Genomic DNA, 18,410 nt, shown 5'->3' with positions numbered 1-18,410 from the left:
TCTCCGGTGATGTGCAGGGCCGTCCCACGCGATCCGCTGTGGCGCTACGGGACCGCGATCTGGACGGGCGGGGACGAACGGTGGGGTGGTCGGCCGGCAGTCTCAGCCGACCTCGGCCTGGTGGGTCTTGAACGATTGCTCGATGATCCGGCAGTACTCGGTGATGTCGGGGAGCGACGCACGATCGGCCGTGATGGACACCGCGAGCTTGTCGGCCCGGTTTGTCATCACGTGAGCCAGGGTCGATCCACTGGCCACGGTCTGGACCCCGAAGCCGCCCACCACTTCCAGTCCGAAGATCTTCCGTCGCATCTGGACACCGTTGACGTTGGTCACCACGACGTTGAACGCCGGGGCGGTGGAGGCCGACTTCGACTGCCGACGCGAGAGAACTCCGAGGAGACGCAGCAGTGGTGCGGGCATTGCGTCCACCACCGCGAGGTCTGCCCGAGTCGCCTCCTCGGCGATGCGCTTCTTCTCCCGGCTCGTCTCCGCCGAGATCAATCGGACTCGCGTGGTGAGATCGGATTCGGCCGTCTGCAGGTCGACAACCATCGGGACGAACTGGTTCGCCGAAGCGGACTCACGCATCGCCCGCGTCGACATCGGCACCAGCGCGGACATCGAGGACTCGGGGCGCTCTCCCACCTGGGTCAGGTAACGGTTGGTCGCCTCTCCGATGACGGACAGCATCAGGTCGTTGAGGGTTGCGCCGGGGACGCGCGACCGCAACTCGAGCACTTCTTGGAGATCGAGCATCACGCCGTCAGCTATTCGCGGTCCCCGGAACGGCGCGTTGAACCGGATGACCGGCCAGCTGCGACCTATCCCGGGCTCGGATGTCTTCGCCTTTTCCCGGGTCCGGCGGATTGTCGTTCCGCAGACACGGGCGAACCGCCAGAAATGACCGGGCAGGCGGACGAGCTCTCTCCGCGCCACCGCCGCCCGGGTTCTTTCGGCATCCCCGACGATCCGGCCTGCGGCACGGACTTCGTCGGTGATCTCCAGGTCGCTGAACATGGTGGCCGTCAGGGTGCTGAACAACATCCCATCGAACGCGGCGTGGTGGTAGTGGAGCGCCACGAGTGTCGACAACCCGGTTTGATCCGGTGCGTCGGGGATGTCGGTGATGACATGCATGAGCCACAGCGGACGGGACGGGTCGAGTGGTGTGGCCGCGATGTCTGCCACCAGGTCTCGGGCGGCGGACCAATCCGTCACGCCATGGAACCGGACATGTGCGGCGGGGTCGAATGCCGGATCCGGCACCCAGTAGGGCAAGCCGACGTCGCCGGGGAGACGCATCAGTTTGCTGGTGAACAGATCCGACACATCGAGGCGTCCGCGTAACCAATCCACGGCGGCGGTGTGGTCGATCGTCAGCGGTAGCCCGTCGGGATTGGGCATCAGGTACGACGACACGATGGTCGACGAGTTCACGTCGCCGAGATACAAGTAGGCGGCGTCACGTCCCGCGATCTGCTTCATCGCGTCGGTTTCGGTGGCATAGGTGTTGATCGTAGGCAACAACACCCCAACTCGGCGGTTTTCGAACAGGCCAGACCGGCCAAGGGGACGGTCAGGTTCGCGAGGCCGCGGCTCGTCGGTACCCGCGCAATGCCGGGTAGGCGAAGATCACGATCGCCCCCACAGCCCAGGCGACCGTCTTGATCAAGCTGTCGGCCACCGGTCCGCCGATGGCCAGCGCACGCATGGTCTCGATGGCACACGTCATGGGCTGGTTGCGGACCAGGGGCTGCAGGATCTCCGGATAGGCCTCGATCGGAGAGAACCCCGAATTGAAGAACATCAAAAGGCTCGTGATGAGCGACATGATGGGCACCAGGGGGAGGTTCGATGCCGAAACCGCCAGTGTCAGAACGATCGTCGAGTAGGCCGCACCGTAAAGGAGGGCGACCCCGAAGATGCCGATTGCCGGCAGGACACCTTGGTTGAAGCGCCATCCGATGGCCAGGCCCGCGGTTGTCAGGATCGCTGTACTGACCAGGATCCGGATCAGCTCGACATTGACACGCGACGTCAGATCCGCAGCCCGATGTACCGGTAGTACGTAGAGGCGGGTCAGCAGTCCTGTTCGCCGCTCGCTGATCAGCCGGGTGCCCACGGCGAGCGAGCCGAACATCGCCCCGACCAGGACAACCAGGGGCACAGTGCCGTAGGCACTGTTCTGACCCGTGGCCTGTCCGACGGCGTCCCCGAGGACAACCTTGAACATGACCATGCTCAGCAGCGGGAACAGCATGCTCTGCATGAGGGTGAGTCGGTCCCGCGTGACGACGAGCAACTGCCGACCGGTGAGGATGCGGGCGTGCCGCAGGAACGCCTTGACTCCGCGCTCACTGGCGTCGGGGTGATCGGCAAATGCTGTCGCGAGGTCCTTGCGGTGATCGCCCGCCGACTCCTGCTCGGCCGCGTCGACGGCCGCAGCAGCAGCGGCGATCTTCCGCACGTCCAGACGAACGGTCTGGGCCTGCTGGAGTTCGGCCGATACGTGGCTGGTGTCCAGAGCGCCCGGATCGGTGAACTGGGTGAGCTGCTCACCTCGGTATGCGGTGGCTCCCGCACGGCCCGACGGGCGAAGGACTGCTTGTTCGGCAGTCCAGTCCGCGGCTGCGGCACCAGGGGACAGAAGTGTCCACGGGCCGACAAAAGTCCGATTGGTGGCAGTGACCGGGGCTTCGTAATCGCTCTGGTCCGCCTCGCTGCGGTCGAGTCGCTCGAATCGTGTGGTCGGGAGGTCGTCGGGACGGCTTCGGCGTCGTCCGGACGGGGGCTGTTCGGTGCGCCACCAGTGCTGGAGCCCGGCGGCATCGCCGTCGCCCCGGTGTCGGGGGCGACGGGGCACCACCGGTACCGGCGGCTCCTGCGGCGGACGTTTGTCTTCGCTCAACGTCGGCTGCTCCGAATCATCACCCAGGCCCCGCCGATGATGGCGGCGACAACAACCCCCGTGGCCCACAAGATCGAGGGCAACGCGAGCCGCAGGGTCACCTCACCGCCGTCGAATCCCCGCATCAATTCGGTGAATTGAGAGATCGGCTGATTGCGTGCGAATGGTCTGATCCACTCGGGGAATCGTTCTTCCGGGACAAATCCGGTGGAGAGCATTCCGAGGATCAACTGCGGTAGGGCGAGGGCCTGGCTGGTGGCCTGCGGGTTTCGCGACAGGGCGCCGATCGTGTCGGCGCCGAACGCCAGGATTATGCCGACAACAAGGGCGACGCCGAGGAACCCCGCGAAATTGAGCAGACCCGACTCCGGTCTCCACCCGATCACCAGCCCCGAGATGATGGCCCAGCACAACGAGATGATGAGCAGTACGACGTTCGCGGCGAGCCTGGCCATGAGCGGTACCAGGATGTTCACCGGCATGCTCCGCAGCCGGTTGCTCAATCCCAGGCTGCCGTCGGTGGCGGCCCGCATGGCAGCGGAGGTGGCCACGAACCCCACGGACTGCAAGCAGATCACCGGCATCAGGAACTGGGCATAGTCCATCCCGGGGTACAGATCCATGATCGTCCGCAGCGGGACATAGAAGCAGACGGTCAGCAGCACCGGGGAGACGATGCACAGAAGGAACTGTCCTTCGCGGGCCATCCCTCGGAGCGACCGGTTGGTGAGGGCCAGCCACTGCTGGCCGGCATGCACCGAACGATCGCTCCCGGAGGACACGACCCGATCCGGGGTCAGCGTCGTCATCGGCGGTCCCGGGCTGCCGTGGAACTGGTGGCCGGAGACGTCGCCGTGGGGGAGCCGCCGGTCGGCGACTCGGTCAGCTTCAGGAACACGTCGTCCAGCGACGGACGACGGAGGCCGACGTCGGTGAGTTCGATGCGGGCGGCGTCTGTGCGGCGAACGATCTCCACGAGCGTCTGCGTCGCGTTGATCGCGGGCATCGTCAACGAGGTTCGCGACATGTCGATGCGGATCTGGTCCGGTGGAACCATGTCGGCCAAGAGTTGCTTGAGCTTCTTGAGGTCGTCGGGATAGCTGGGGATCACCTCGCAGAAGGTGCCACCGACCTCTTCCTTCAGCGCAGAAGCCGTGCCCTCGGCGATCACGCGCCCCTTGTCGATGACAACGATCCGGTCGCTGAGGAGGTCGGCCTCTTCCAGATACTGGGTGGTCAGCAGCGTGGTGATGCCCTGATCGCGCAGCGACGTCACGATGTTCCAGACATCCTGGCGGCTTCGCGGGTCCAGGCCAGTGGTCGGTTCGTCGAGGAAGACCACCTCCGGCCGGACCACCAGACCGCAGGCGATGTCGATACGCCGCCGCATTCCGCCGGAGAACTTCCCCACTCGCCTCGACGCAGCCTCCACAAGATTGAACGCCTCGAGGAGTTCATCGGCGCGGCCGTTCGCCTCGCGTTTGCGCAAACCCATCAACCTGCCGAACAAGATGAGGTTCTCGCGTCCGGTGAGAGATTCGTCAAGGGCAGCGAACTGCCCGGTCAGCATGATCGACTTGCGGACCGACGCGCGATCTTTGACCACGTCGAAACCGGCGATCGAGGCGCTGCCGCCGTCGGGGGTCAGCAGGGTCGCCAGCATGTTGACGGTTGTGGTCTTCCCGGCACCGTTCGGGCCCAGGAGTCCGAGCACCGTCCCGGTCGGCACCTCGAAACTGATGCCGTCGACGGCGGTGAAATCACCGAATGTCTTGACCAGGTTGTTTGCCACCACACTGTGCTGAATCCGGCCGCCGCCGACGGGCTGTATCCGGCCGCCGCCGACCGACTGCTGGTAGGCGGACGGGGCGCCCGAGGAGGCTCGTACGCCGTCCTGGTCGTCGCTGTTCTGCGTAACTCGGCCCCGCCTCGCCTGCATGTCCGTCCCGTCATCGTCATGGTCGCCATGGCGACGCGATCACACCTGATGATTCGTTACGAACCTATCGCACCCAACCGGCCGTAACGCTACGGCTCGACGCAGCGATATCGTCCGTATGAATGGAATGTTGGGCAATTGGTATTCAATGGCCTGACAATGGCTATGCTTCGGTGACCTGGACGGGGCTATTTGCAGGCATCCGACGAATTGCACGAGAAGAACGCATTCGGCGCACGTTTTGAGAGGGAGGGCGTTGTGGTACTGCAGCTCCGCCGCTATGGCAAGGGGTCGTCGGCCCGATCCGACGCACGCGGCTCTCGTAACCGAGAGGATCGCACACTCACGCAGCTCGTGATGGCTGCTGCTGATATCGGCCGTGATCGGCCGGCAGTGGTGGGTCAGGGTTACGCGGTGAATTTCGGCGAACTCAAGGGACGGGCACAGGGTGCCGCAATCGCGATGGCGAGCGACGCGGTGGATGATTCCGCCCTCACCGTCGCGCTCATGACTTCCGTGCCCGGGCTGGCGGTGTCGGGCCCGCGCGGCCTCGCCGATACGCTTGCCGGGATACGCATACAGGCAATGATGGTTCTCGCGGAAGCCGAACTGGTCTGATCTGCTGTCCGCCGGCAGTCTGTGCACCCGATGCGGGGTACGGGCCGCCGGCGGTGGTGTGTGTCGACCGTGGTGCACGCGTAACCGAAACAGGAGAAGGGTCCGCTCATGAGCAATCCATTCGACGACGAAGACGGCCGATTCTTTGTGCTGGTCAACGACGAGAACCAGCATTCGCTGTGGCCGACATTCGCCGACATCCCGGCCGGCTGGAACAAGGTCTTCGGTGAGGCATCGCGCGCCGAGTGCCTCGACTACGTGAACGAGCACTGGACCGACCTGCGCCCGAAGAGCCTGATCGAGGCCATGGAAGCCGATTCTCAGCAGTAGCTGCGCGACCGCGGGCCTGCGGGCCACAACACCGTAAAGGTCATGGTGTCTGTCCGAAACACGCGGTGACAATGACACGAATTCGCATCGAATGTTTCATTTTCGATGCGTGCTGCGCGCCCATCTGCCCAGGTCAGAGGCCGTACGCTCCAGGTGTGTCGTAGATCACACCCGGATCTTGTAACAGCTGGAATACTTCCCTTCCCTTACTGCCCGGGTACTGTGAATATTAGCTACGCCGACCCATTGAGGGTCGAGGCAGATGCACAGGGTTGGTGAGCAGATGGCTATTTCAACGATTCGGCCGCAACAGCGGGCTATGGCGCCTTCATCTCAGAGGGTGGACCTGCCTGCCGCGGTGGGCGAGATCACTCGAGTGACCCCTGACCGGGTGGTCGTCCGGTACAGATCGCGTGCGCTGACGTACCGCGACCTCACCGGTGCGATCAATCTGATGATGCCGGTGACCCGGAACCAGTACATGGACGACCGATCCGCTGTCGTTGCCGCCATCTTCGCGGGCATCCCGGCTCTCGGTGCAGAAACCGACGGCTCGGTTGTCGCTGCGATCGTCGACGATGCACTTGCTCAGATCCGCGGCGACTTCGACGAGCTGCACACCGCGACGGCACCGCCCCAGCAGCGTGTCACCGCCGGGCGAACGAGTGAGATCGACCTCCGTGTGATCGCCAGCAGGCTCGCAGGCGGGTAGTTCACCACCACCGGCCCCAGCGGCCCCCAGATATTCGACACCGGCCCCCTCGCACGCACACCGCGTACGAGGGGGCCGGACTCGTCGGTCCTGGTGACAGCCACCGATCGAACGTCAGCGATGGTGCGCAAGGCCTGGTCTATACTTGACTGCGCTGCCGGAGACGCCCGATGGACTCGCCAGAACCGCGATGTCGAGCTGATCCGGGCCGCTGAAGCGACGGTGTAACGGCTATGACAATCTGGTCGATAGGTCACAGAAAGGCATGCCATTCGAGTGGCAGATATCTGCGACTCGCCTGCTTGGTTACTGTCTAAACGACCACTTGCGGGTTGAATGTGAACAACGAAGACACCGCCATTACATTCGCAGATAGAAGTATTCATCGTCACTGAGGCCGAGGCGAGCAAGCGTTCGAGATTGGAGCGGCAAACTTTGAGTGCTGGCCGTTCAGACGTACCAGCAGATGCGCCCGGCGACCCTTTTGAGCTGTCGGCGGCGCAGCGTGGGATCTGGTTCGCCCAGCAGAGTCTGGGCGAGGTCGCGATCAACATCGCCCAGTACGTGGAGCTGGTCGGCCCGGTAGATCTCGATACCCTCACCCGGGCATCGCGGTTCGTCGGCCGCGAGATGGGATCGGGATACCTCGGTCTTGTCGAAACCGACGGCCTGCCCTTGCAGCGTGTGGACGGCGGCATCGATGACACCATCGAGTTCGTCGACCTGGTCGATTCCCCCGACGCCGAGACTGCGGCGCAGACGTGGATGCGCGACGAGTACCGCCGCCCGATCGATCTTCTCCGGGACCGGCTGACCGTCAGCGCCCTGCTGCGCATCAGCACCGACCACTACTACTGGTACATCCGCACCCATCACATCGCGCTCGACGGCTTCGGCGCGATGGCGATGGTGACGCGCATCGCCGAGGTGTACACCGCCCTCGCATCAGGTGCCGAGATCCCGCCCGCCAAGGGTGCGGCCTTGCCCGAGATCATCGCCGATGAACGGCGCTACCGGGAATCGGACCGATTCGTCAAGGACCGCGAATACTGGGCGGAGCGAACGGCGGATCTGCCTGCCGCGCTCTCGTTGTCGCAGCAACGCGCGGTCCCGGGTGAGTTCTCGCGACTCGCCTCGTCCACGCTTCCCGACGACACCGCTGCGCTTCTCGACGAGGCGGCCCGCGACGCGTCGGGCAGTTCGGCTCCCGCCGTCATCGCGGCGTTTGCGGCGTACCTCGCGCGGATGACCGACAGCGAAGACGTGGTCCTGAGTCTGCCGGTCTCCGCTCGCAACACCGCCAAGCTCCGCCGGGCCGGGGGAATGGTGTCCAACATCGTTCCGATGCGTCTGACCGTCACCCCGTCGACCACCATCGCCGATCTGGTCCGCACCGTCCAGACCGAGCTGACCGGTGCTCTCCGGCGGCAGTTGTACCGGCACGAAGACATGCGTCGCGACATCGGCCAGGGCACCGGGCAACGCGGCCTGTTCGGGCCGTCGGTGAATCTCATGATGTTCCACCCGGTGTTGCAGCTCGGCGACGTCGTCGGTCATCTGCACGTCCTGACCACCGGGCCCGTCGAAGACCTGTCCATGAACCTCTATCCCGGTGTCCAGGGATCGAATCTGCGGGTCGATTTCGAAGCCAACCCGCAGACGTACGCCGACGAGGACCTGCAGCGGCACCACCGCCGGTTCACCGACTTCCTCGCCCAGATGTTGCGGGCCGCCCCTGAGACACCCGTCGGTGCGCTCAATCTCGGTTCACCGGCCGAGATCGCCGCCACGATGGTGCAGTGGAACTCCACGGAACATCCGGTGGCGTCGCACGACATCATCGAGATGTGGAATCGGCAACTCGCTGCACGGCCTGACGCGATCGCGGTGGTCGACGGCGACCGCCGCTTCACGTTCGCCGAGTTCGATGCGTGGACGAACAAGCTCGCTCGTCATCTGATCGGCGTCGGCGTCGGCCCGGAGGTCCGCGTGGGTGTTGCGCTCCGGCGCTCCGCCGAGATGTTGGCCGCGCTCTACGCCGTCCTCAAGGCCGGCGGTGCCTACGTGCCGATCGACCCCGACCATCCCAGCTCGCGTATCTCCGATGTCCTGCAGACGGCCGAACCACTCTGCGTCTTCATCGCGGACTCCGATCGTGCCGTCGTCGATCTCGGCGCGACCGCCACGCTGAATCTGCATGACTTGCATCTTGATTCGCTGCCCGACGGCCGGGTCGACGACGCCGAGCGCATCGCGCCGCTGCGCCCTTCCTCGTTGGCGTACGTACTGTTCACCTCGGGGTCCACCGGCAAGCCCAAGGGCGTGGCCGTACCCCATCACAGCGTTGCCAACCAGTTGGATTGGCTCGCAGGGCATTACGAGATCGGGTCGAACGACGTCATCTTGCAGAAGACGCCGACCACCTTCGATGTGTCGGTGTGGGAGCTGTTCGCCCCGACGGTCGGCGCCAGACTTGTCATCGCCGAGCCGGACGGCCACCTCGATCCCGAGTACCTGGCCGGTGTGATCGCGTCCGAGGGGGTCACGGCCACCTCCTTCGTTCCTTCGATGCTCCAGCTCTTCCTCGGTGAGATCGGCCGGATCGAGCCTGGCTCACTGCGGTTGCTCTTGGTCGCAGGCGAAGCGTTCCCGGCCAAGCTCGCGGCTCAGTCACACCAGGCCCTGCCCGGTGTGCAGATCGAAAATTTGTACGGCCCAACCGAATTCACTGTGCACGCGACGTATTCGGCGGTCGACGCCGAGTCGGTGCACACTGTGCCGATCGGACGCGCGGTGTGGAATTGCCGGGCATGGGTCCTAGACCGCAGGTTGCGGCCCTGTGTGATCGGTGCGGTCGGTGAGCTGTACCTCTCCGGTGCGCAGGTCGCCCGCGGGTACCTCGGTCGTCCGGACCTGACCGCCGAACGATTTGTTCCCTGCGTGTTCGGCCCGGACGGTTCGGTCATGTACCGGACCGGGGATCTCGTGCGCTGGTCGGCCGACGGGTCGCTGGAGTACGTGGGCCGCAGCGACTTCCAGGTCAAGGTCCGTGGCCTCAGGATCGAGCTCGGTGAGATCGAATCCGCTGTGCTGGCTGATGATTCGGTTCGCGAGACCGTGGTCGTGGTGCACCACAGCACCCATGGTCAGCGTCTGGTTGCGTACGTGGTGGGCAACGGTGTCGACACCGCGCAGTTGATGAACACCGTGCGGGCCCGGGTGCCCGAGTACATGGTTCCCGACGCGATCGTCGAACTTCCGCAGATGCCGCTCGGTGCCAGCGGAAAGATCGACCGAAAAGCACTGCCGGAACCTGATTTCAGCGCTCAGACCGTGACGTTCCGTCCGCCGACCACCGACAAGGAACGCGCGATCACCGACCTGGTCGCCGACCTGCTCGGTCAGCCCCGTGTCGGACTCGACGACTCGTTCTTCGGTCTCGGCGGCGACAGCATCATGTCGATCCAGCTGGTGTCGCGTGCGCGGGCGATCGGCCTGCACTTCTCGTCGCGAGAGGTGTTCGAGCACAAGACGATCGGTGAACTGGCCGAGGTCGCCCGGGAAGAGAGCTCGACCGTGGTCGCCGAGGAACTCGACGGCGGCGGAGTGGGCGAGGTCGCCCTGACCCCGATCATGAGCTGGATGGCGCAGGAACCGGCGGCCGTCGGTCCGTACTCCCAGTCCGTTGTGGTCTCCGCGCCCGAGCCTTTCGACGTCGATGTCCTCCGTCAGGCCCTTGCCGGCGTCCGGCGGCACCATGATGTGCTGAGGTCGCGACTGACGTTCGGTGACAACGGACTACGCCATGTGATCGCACCGGCGGAAGACTCGTCTGAGGTGCCTGTCGACGAGATCACCGTTGCCGCGTCCCGGGGTTCGTCGGCGTTCGACGATGCGATGGAGACGGCGGCAACCGCAGCGACCGATGCTCTCGATCCCGAATCCGGCCGCGTCATGTCCGTCACGGTTGTCGAGGCACCCTCTGGCGCGGACTCCGAGCGGCGACTGCTGATCGTTCTGCATCACCTCGCGGTCGACGGCGTCTCGTGGCGCATCCTGCTGCCCGATCTCGCGATGGCATGGGCTCAGGTCTCCTCGGGGGAGCCGGTTCGGCTCGATCCGGTGGGCACATCGATGCGCCGGTGGGCTCATGGTCTGAAGGAGCTGGCGGGCGATCCTGCACTTCTCCACGAACTCGATCACTGGCGGTCCGTGGCGTCGGCAATCGACAACCCCAGTCTGACGGTTCAGCCCGATCGGGATCTGGTCCGAACCCTCAAGCACCGGGAGCTCGTGCTCTCGCCCAAGTTGACCGACACGTTGCTGACCCGGGTGCCCCAGGCATTCCACGGTGGCGTGAACGACGGACTGCTGGCCGCATTCGCGTTGGCCGCGACCCACTGGCTGCGGGGACGCGGCGAGTCGGCGACCTCTCTCGTTGTCGCATTGGAGGGCCACGGCCGCGAGGAAGAGCTGCTGCCCGGCGCCGACTTGTCGCGCACGGTCGGCTGGTTCACCACCCTGTACCCGGTGCTTCTGACCACCGACGGAATCGACGTCGACGACGCGCTTGCGGGTGGGCAATCCGCGGGAAGTCTGGTCAAGGCGGTGAAGGAGCAGCTCGCCACCGTCCCGCGGCGCGGCGTCGGCTACGGTCTGCTGCGCTATCTCAATGACCAAGGCGCAGAAGCTCTTTCGGACGCTCCCGACCCTGCGATCACCTTCAACTATCTCGGGCGCCTGGCTGGAACCGACGGATCTGGTCCTTGGGTCCCCGACGGCGAGAAGGCCATTCGCGGCACCCGTGGTGCGGCCGTGCCGGTGCGCACGGCTCTCGACGTCAACGCCATGGTGACCGAGTCGGCGTCCGGACCGCAGCTGTCGGCAACCATCGACTATCCCGCTTCGGTTCTCGACGACGAGTCGGTGGACCGCCTCATCGAGTTGTGGCACCGTGCTCTGGAATCCATTGCGCTGCACTCGGTCTCGCCGGGAGCGGGTGGTCTGACGCCGTCGGACCTCGAGCTGGTGGACGTGCGGCAGGGTCAGATCGACGAGATAGAGCGGCGATTCGACGACATCGCCGACATCTGGCCACTCACCCCGTTGCAGAACGGGCTGCTGTTCCACGCCGAATTGGCCGCAGGTGATGTGGATGTCTATGCGGCACAGATGGTCCTGGATCTGACCGGGGTGGATCCCGAACGCATGCGGCGCAGTGCCGAGTCGCTGATCGCGCGACACCCGAACCTGCGCAGTGCATTCATGACGGACTCCGAGGGTGCCGCGGTGGCGGTCATCCCGTCGCAAGCGCCGACGCCCTGGACCGACCACGATCTGACCGGACTGGACCCGGCCGACCGCGAAGCCCGGCTGACCGAGCTCACCCACGCCGAGCGCATCATGCCTTTTGCGATGGACCGGCCGCCGCTGATCCGCTTCACGCTCATCCGGCAGAGCGATTCGGTCCACCGGTTCGTCGTGACGCTGCATCACATCCTGCTCGACGGCTGGTCGATGCCGATCTTCATGACCGATCTGTTGGCCATCTATCAGGCCGGCGGCAGTGCGCAGACCCTGATCTCGCCGCGCCCGTACCGAAATTACCTGGCGTGGCTGCAATCGCAGTCGCCTCAGGAGTCGCTGGCCGCGTGGTCGCGCGCTCTCGACGGTATCGACGAACCGACCCTGCTCTTCCCGGGCGCCGACACCCACGGCGCAGGCCAGGTGCCGCGTCAGGTGGATGTCGTGCTCGACGAGGCGTTGTCGACGAGGTTGACCGAGTTCGTCCGTGAATCCGGGGTGACCGTCAACAACGTTCTCCAGACCGCGTGGGCGCTGGTGCTCGCCCGCCTGACCGGCCGCGACGACATCGTCTTCGGGACCACGGTGTCCGGACGGCCTCCGCAGGTGGCCGGCATCGAATCGATGCTGGGCCTGTTCATCAACACCTTGCCAGTGCGGATCCAGCTCGAAGCGGCCGCCGACCTCGGCAGGCTGATCAAACGTGTTGCGCAGGAACAGGCTGAGTTGCTCGACCATCACACGGTCGGCCTCGCCGAGATCCTGGGCGAGACAGACGTCGATTCGTTGTTCGACACCATGATGGTCTACGAGTCCTACCCACTCGACCGGACTGCGCTGACCGCGGCTGCGGACATCGACGGGATGCGGGTCGACCACGCAGATGTCCTCGACGCCACGCACTACCCGCTGACCCTGATCGCCATGTCCGATCCGGGCCTGCGACTGTCGGCGAAGTACCTCCCGGGCATCGTGGAGCGCGAGCAGGCCGAAGCGATCCTGGACATGATGGTCCGGGTGCTCGGACAGGTTGCTGCCGACACCGGTGTGCGTGTCGGCGATGTCGACATCCTCGATGCCGACCAGCGTGCCGAACTACTGGGTCAGAGCGGTGTCGGAACCACCGGCCTCGCGACGTTGCCGGCGCTCCTCGACGCAGCGGTGGCAGCGGCGGGTGAACGCGATGCCGCGGTCTCTCCGGCCGGGTCGATCACCTACCGCGAGCTGGACGAGCGATCGAATGCCCTTGCGCGTCTTCTGATCTCGCGGGGGATCGGGCCGGAACAGATTGTCGCTCTGGGCATGGGCCGGTCCATCGACTTCATGGTGGGGCTGTGGGCGGTCGCCAAGACCGGGGCGGGCTACCTGCCGGTGGACATGCGCTACCCGGCCGAACGCATCGAGCACATGCTGCGTGACTCCGCGGCGGTGTACGGCCTGTCCACCTCGGCGTGGCGTGCAGAACGTCCCGACACCGTCGAGTGGCTTGAGCTCGATTCGGACGAGGCCATCGCGGTGGTCGCAGAACAGTCGACTGCCGTGTTGAGCGACGGCGAACGCATCGCACCGATCCGCGTGGCCAACACGGCGTACATGATCTACACCTCGGGAACCACGGGAGTGCCCAAGGGTGTGACCGTCACCCATGGTGGTCTCTCGAACCTGCTGCACGAACAAGCGGATCGTTTTGTCCTGACCGAGCACTCGCGCACACTGCACTTCGCGTCGCCGAGCTTCGACGCCTCCGTGCTGGAGGTGCTGCTCGCGCTCGCCAACGGCTCGACCATGGTGATCGCGCCGACAGAGGTATACGGCGGCGACGAACTGCACGACTTCCTGGCCCAGTACGGGGTCACCCACGGCTTCATCACCCCGGCAGCACTGGCCTCGGTGGATCCGGCCGGACTCGACGCATTCGAATCGGTTGTCGTCGGCGGCGAGGCGTGCCCGCCTGAGCTGGTCGATCGATGGGCACCAGGCCGCCGCATGTTCAACGGCTACGGCCCCACCGAGACAACATGTTTCGCCGACATAGCCGGACCCATGCAGCCGGGTGAACGCATCACCATCGGTTCGCCGGTCCGCGGCCTGACGTCGCTGATCCTCGACAACCGCTTGCAACCGGTACCCGTCGGAGTCGACGGCGAGCTCTACCTCAGTGGGCCGGCGATGGCGCGTGGGTATCACCGCAGGCCGTCGCTGACCGCTGACCGGTTCATCGCCAACCCCCACGGCGAGCCGGGTGCGCGGATGTACCGCACCGGCGACGTCGTCCGGTGGGTCCGGCGTGATGACCGACTCGAGGTCGAGTACATCGGCCGCAGCGACTTCCAGGTGAAGGTTCGTGGCTTCCGCATCGAGCTGGGTGAGATAGATGCGGCACTGGCTGCGCATCCGGGGATCGACTTCGCGGCGACCTCGGGCGCCGAACTGCCCTCCGGTGTGACGGCGCTGGTCTCACATGTGCTTGCCTCACAACCGCTGGACGCCAGGGAGGTTCGCGAGTTCGTCGGGCAGCGTCTGCCGTCGCACATGGTGCCGAGCGCAATCGTGTTCCTCGACGAGATCCCGTTGACTCGTTCGGGAAAGCTCGATCGTGCCGCCCTGCCCGAAGCCGACCTCGAGGCGTTGATCGGTGGCGGGGCCGAGCCGTCCACGGACACCCAGCGCGCTCTCGTTGAAATCTTCGCCGAGGTCCTGGGTTTGCCCTCGATCGGTGTCGGTGACTCCTTCTTCGATCTCGGTGGCAACTCACTCGTCGCCACCAAGGCGGTCGCCCGCATCAGCAGCCTCGTCGGTCGGCGTGTTGCGGTGCGCGAGATCTTCGAGAACCCGACCGTCGAGTCGCTGGCCGCACGACTCGACCAGACCGACCCGGGCACTGTGGGCCAGGACGCCACGCCGGCGCTGGTGCCGGGGATCGCCGGCGAACGGCCGCCACTGTCGCTGTCGCAGCAGGCCATGTGGTTGCTCAACCGTATGGATGCAGGCTCGCCCGCGTACAACATCGTGCTGCCCCTCACGCTGAAGGGTGCGTTGGACATCGGCGCGCTGCGTGCCGCGATGGGCGATGTACTCGAACGCCAGCAGTCGCTGCGGACGATCTTCCCGGATACGCCGGACGGTCCGTACCAGCGAGTGCTGCCACTGTCAGAAGCAACAGTCGATCTCGAGCCCGTCGACGTGGCCGACACCGATGCGATGTTCGCTGCCGCAACCCAATTCGCGGGCAACGGCTTCGACGTCACCGCCGAGCCGCCTGTGCGCGCCCGATTGCTGCGGTCCGGCGACGACCACCTGCTCATCGTGATCGTCCACCACATCGTCGCCGACGGCGCGTCGATGGCGCCACTGGCCCGTGACCTGGTCATCGCCTACGCAGCCCGCAGCTCGGGATCCGAACCTCACTTCGAGGCACTGCCGTTGCAGTACACCGACTTCGCCGCGTGGCAACGCGGTGTGCTCGGTTCGCCTGACGATCCGGCGACAACGGCAGGCAAGCAGCTCGAGTTCTGGCGGTCGACGCTGGCCGGTGTTCCAGAGGTCATCGAACTGCCGCTGGACCGTCCGCGCCCGATGCGCCGGGAGATGCAGGGTGGCGCTGTGCCACTGGAGATCCCGGCGGACCTCGTGGGATCCCTCAACGAACTGGCCCAACGCAATCAGGCGTCGCTGTTCATGGTGGTGCACTCGCTCGTCGCCACACTGCTTGCCCGGCTGTCCAATTCAGACGACATCACGGTCGGTACCCCTGTCGGCGGCCGCGACCACGCCGACCTCGAACCGCTTGTGGGAATGTTTGTCAACACTGTTGTCCTGCGCACCCGGGTTGACGCCGGCGACCGCTTCGACGACCTCTTGTCGCGCGTTCGCACCGCCGATCTGGATGCGTTCGCCAACGACGACATCCCGTTCGAGAACGTTGTCGGTGCCCTCGTGCCCAAGCGGCAGAGCTCGCATTCGCCGTTGTTCCAGGTGCTGCTCTCGTTCGAGAACAACGAGACAGCGCGGGTGGATCTGCCCGGATTGAGCGTCGGTGTCGTCTCGGACATGGCCACCGGTGCGAAGTTCGACCTCACCTTCACCCTCGACGACAAGACCGTGGGCGGAACCGGTGAACGCACCCTGACGGGCCGGATCACCTATGCGAGCGACGTTTTCGATCGCGATACCGTTGCGACCATCGCCGAGCGCCTGGTTATCCTCGCTCGCGCGGTCGCAGAGGACTCCGCGGCCGTGATCGGCGATGTGGACATCCTCACCGACGCCGAGCGGCTGGACTCCGAACCCGCTTTCGAGCCGCAGCCCGAGCCGACAAAGTACACGGCCCGAGACCTCGCAGCGCTCCTCGCCGCGGCTGTAGACATCGACCCCGATGCGGTCGCCGTGGATCACGACGGCACTCGGATCACCTACCGCGACTTCAACGAACGCTTCTCGCAGCTGTCTGGTCCGCTGACCGAGCGGGGTATGGATTCCGATGCCATCGCCTCGGTGGTGCTCAGTGGACTGGTTCCGACGATCATGCTGGCGCCCGAGGGTTTTGCCACCGTCTTGGACACCGTCATCGACGACGCCGCGCGGTTGGTGGGCGGCCGCTCGCTCGAGCGTTACCGCACGACAACGGCGCCCGCGGCAGACAGCTCAGCCGGGCCGGAGCAGGGTCTGGTCGCCACGCCGCTGACCGAGTGGGACGAGCGTGTTCGCGAACATCCGGGTGCACTTGCCGTGCGCAGCCCCGAGGCGTCATACACCCGTCTCGAACTCGACCAGGGTGCCAATCGTCTTGCCCGCGAACTGATGTCACGAGGCGTCGGTCCCGACGACGTGGTGGGCCTGCTCACCCCACGGTCGGCGAACTGGGTGTTGGGAATGCTCGCCGCCTGGAAGGCGGGCGCGGCGTACCTGCCTCTGGACCCGGGTGCGCCTGCCGAACGGGCCGGCTCGGTCATCGAGGACACCGGCGCCACGGTGGTGGTCGCCAGTCAGAACGCCATCACGGACGATCTCCGCAGCAGGATCGCGGCGACCGGTGCGCTCCTGATCGAACTGGGCGACAGCGCGACCGAGGAGCGGCTGCGGCGGCTGGATGGCACAGCACTACCGGACCGCTGGACCGAACCCGGTGCCGGCAGTCGACTGGGTTACGTCATCACCACGTCTGGTTCGACCGGCAGGCCCAAGCCGACTCTCGTACCCGCGGCCGGACTGCTCAACATGTGGAACTGGTATCGCGGCCAGGTCACGTTCGGGGACGGTGACACCGTCCTGATCGCGTCATCGCCGCGATTCGACATGACGCAGAAGAACATCTGGCTCGCACTGCGGGTCGGTGGTGTCATCCGCCTGGCGACAGAGGGATTCGATCCCGAGGAGATCCTCGGCATCATCGCGTCCGAGAAGATCGACCTGTTCAACGTCGCCCCCAGTGCGCTCGAGCTCCTGGTGGAGCTCGACGAGCACCGGGTCGTCACCAGCATTGCCAACGTCACCGCCGGCGGTGAGGTCCTGCCGCCGCGGGCCTACCGGACCTTGCTGGGCACCGACACGCACCTGCTGTCCACGTACGGGCCGACCGAGACGGCAGCCACCAGCTCGGCGACGGCCGTCGAGATGGCCGACCACGCACCGAATGTCGGCGACGAGGCCCGCGACATCGGCCCGATCACGCTGGGACGGTCCATCCCGAACGTGACCCACAAGGTTCTCGACGGACGGCTGCGGCCGGTCCCGGTCGGAGTGGTCGGCGAGTTGTACATCGGCGGGATCGCTCCCGCCCGCGGATACGGCGGCATGTTCGACACCACCGCAGCGCGTTTCGTCGCCGACCCCTACGGCAAACCCGGCGCACGGATGTACCGCACCGGTGACCTGGTCCGCCGGCTACCGAACGGTGACGCGCAGTTCATCGGCCGCAGCGACTTCCAGGTGAAGGTGCGCGGACTGCGTATCGAACTGGGGGAGATCGAGTCCGCACTGACAGCGATCCCCGGAATCCGGCAGGCCGTGGTCTCGGCGCACGGCGAGTCATCCGACCGCCGGCTGGCGGCCCACGTCGCAGGCTCCGCCGACCTCGATGCCGGCGAGATCAGGGCCGCGCTCGGCAAGGTGCTGCCCGACTACATGGTCCCCGAGGCCATCGTGATCCTCGATGCCCTGCCACTGAACCCGAACGGCAAGGTGGACCGAAAGGCTTTGCCCGAACCCGAGTTCGGACAAACCCCCGAAGAGTCGTTCGTCGCGCCGCGCACGCCGCTGGAGGAGATCATCGCCGGGGTGTTCGCCGACGCGGTCGGCGCCGAACGGATCAGCGCAACGGCGTCCTTCTTCGAGCAGGGCGGCAACTCGCTGAGCGCAGCCCGGCTCGCCACCCGACTGTCCGATGCCCTCGGCACGGCCGTCGGTCTGCGCGACGTCTTCGAGAACCAGAGTCCCGCCGAGCTCGCAGAGTTGATCGAACAGCGCCGCACCGACGGTGTGGTCGCGACCGGCCGAGCCCCGGCACGATTCGTGAAGCCCGAAGGCCCCACGCCCGAACGCATCCCGTTGTCCTTGGCGCAGCAGCGGCTCTGGTTCATCAACCGCTACGACCAGGA

Annotated in this window: 8 protein-coding genes (1 of these 8 only partly in view); 4 read left to right on the top strand and 4 right to left on the bottom strand. The window is 65.9% G+C overall.

Annotated elements, in window-relative coordinates:
* Window positions 1-102: 102 nt before the first annotated feature.
* The 4 genes from WIMU1_RS16805 to WIMU1_RS16790 all read right to left on the bottom strand — a co-directional run bounded on the left by WIMU1_RS16805 (window position 103) and on the right by WIMU1_RS16790 (window position 4,850).
* Window positions 103-1,527, bottom strand: coding sequence for a wax ester/triacylglycerol synthase domain-containing protein (locus WIMU1_RS16805; RefSeq protein ID WP_147431371.1), 1,425 nt, complete (start codon window positions 1,525-1,527; stop codon window positions 103-105).
* Between the two features lie 52 nt (window positions 1,528-1,579).
* Entirely contained in the window at window positions 1,580-2,461 is an 882-nt protein-coding gene (locus tag WIMU1_RS16800) for an ABC transporter permease (RefSeq protein WP_033335781.1), read from the bottom strand.
* Between the two features lie 446 nt (window positions 2,462-2,907).
* Window positions 2,908-3,720 carry an ABC transporter permease gene (locus WIMU1_RS16795; protein WP_023956078.1) on the bottom strand — a complete coding sequence of 271 codons (813 nt, stop codon included), beginning with the start codon at window positions 3,718-3,720 and terminating at the stop codon, window positions 2,908-2,910.
* Entirely contained in the window at window positions 3,717-4,850 is a 1,134-nt protein-coding gene (locus tag WIMU1_RS16790) for an ATP-binding cassette domain-containing protein (RefSeq protein ID WP_084248330.1), read from the bottom strand. The genes WIMU1_RS16795 and WIMU1_RS16790 overlap by 4 nt, the downstream gene beginning before the upstream one ends.
* Before the next feature lie 192 nt (window positions 4,851-5,042).
* Between WIMU1_RS16790 and WIMU1_RS16785 the strand changes: the two genes are divergently transcribed.
* From WIMU1_RS16785 to WIMU1_RS16770, 4 genes are all read left to right on the top strand, one after another.
* Window positions 5,043-5,468, top strand: coding sequence for a hypothetical protein (locus WIMU1_RS16785; protein ID WP_062798909.1), 426 nt, complete (start codon window positions 5,043-5,045; stop codon window positions 5,466-5,468).
* A 108-nt stretch (window positions 5,469-5,576) separates the two neighbouring features.
* Complete coding sequence (locus WIMU1_RS16780) at window positions 5,577-5,798, top strand: MbtH family protein (RefSeq protein ID WP_023956070.1); 222 nt, start codon at window positions 5,577-5,579, stop codon at window positions 5,796-5,798.
* A 340-nt stretch (window positions 5,799-6,138) separates the two neighbouring features.
* Entirely contained in the window at window positions 6,139-6,510 is a 372-nt protein-coding gene (locus tag WIMU1_RS16775; RefSeq protein WP_023956068.1) for a hypothetical protein, read from the top strand.
* Window positions 6,511-6,945: 435 nt separating this feature from the next.
* On the top strand, window positions 6,946-18,410 hold the start of the coding sequence (locus tag WIMU1_RS16770; RefSeq protein ID WP_084248329.1) for a non-ribosomal peptide synthetase. 22,393 nt of this gene lie beyond the right edge of the window; 11,465 of the gene's 33,858 nt are visible here — the first part of the coding sequence; the start codon lies at window positions 6,946-6,948; its stop codon lies beyond the right edge, outside the window.

Source organism: Williamsia muralis NBRC 105860, assembly GCF_001598915.1.
GTDB lineage: Bacteria > Actinomycetota > Actinomycetes > Mycobacteriales > Mycobacteriaceae > Williamsia > Williamsia muralis.
This window is presented reverse-complemented; position numbering and strand designations above follow the sequence as displayed.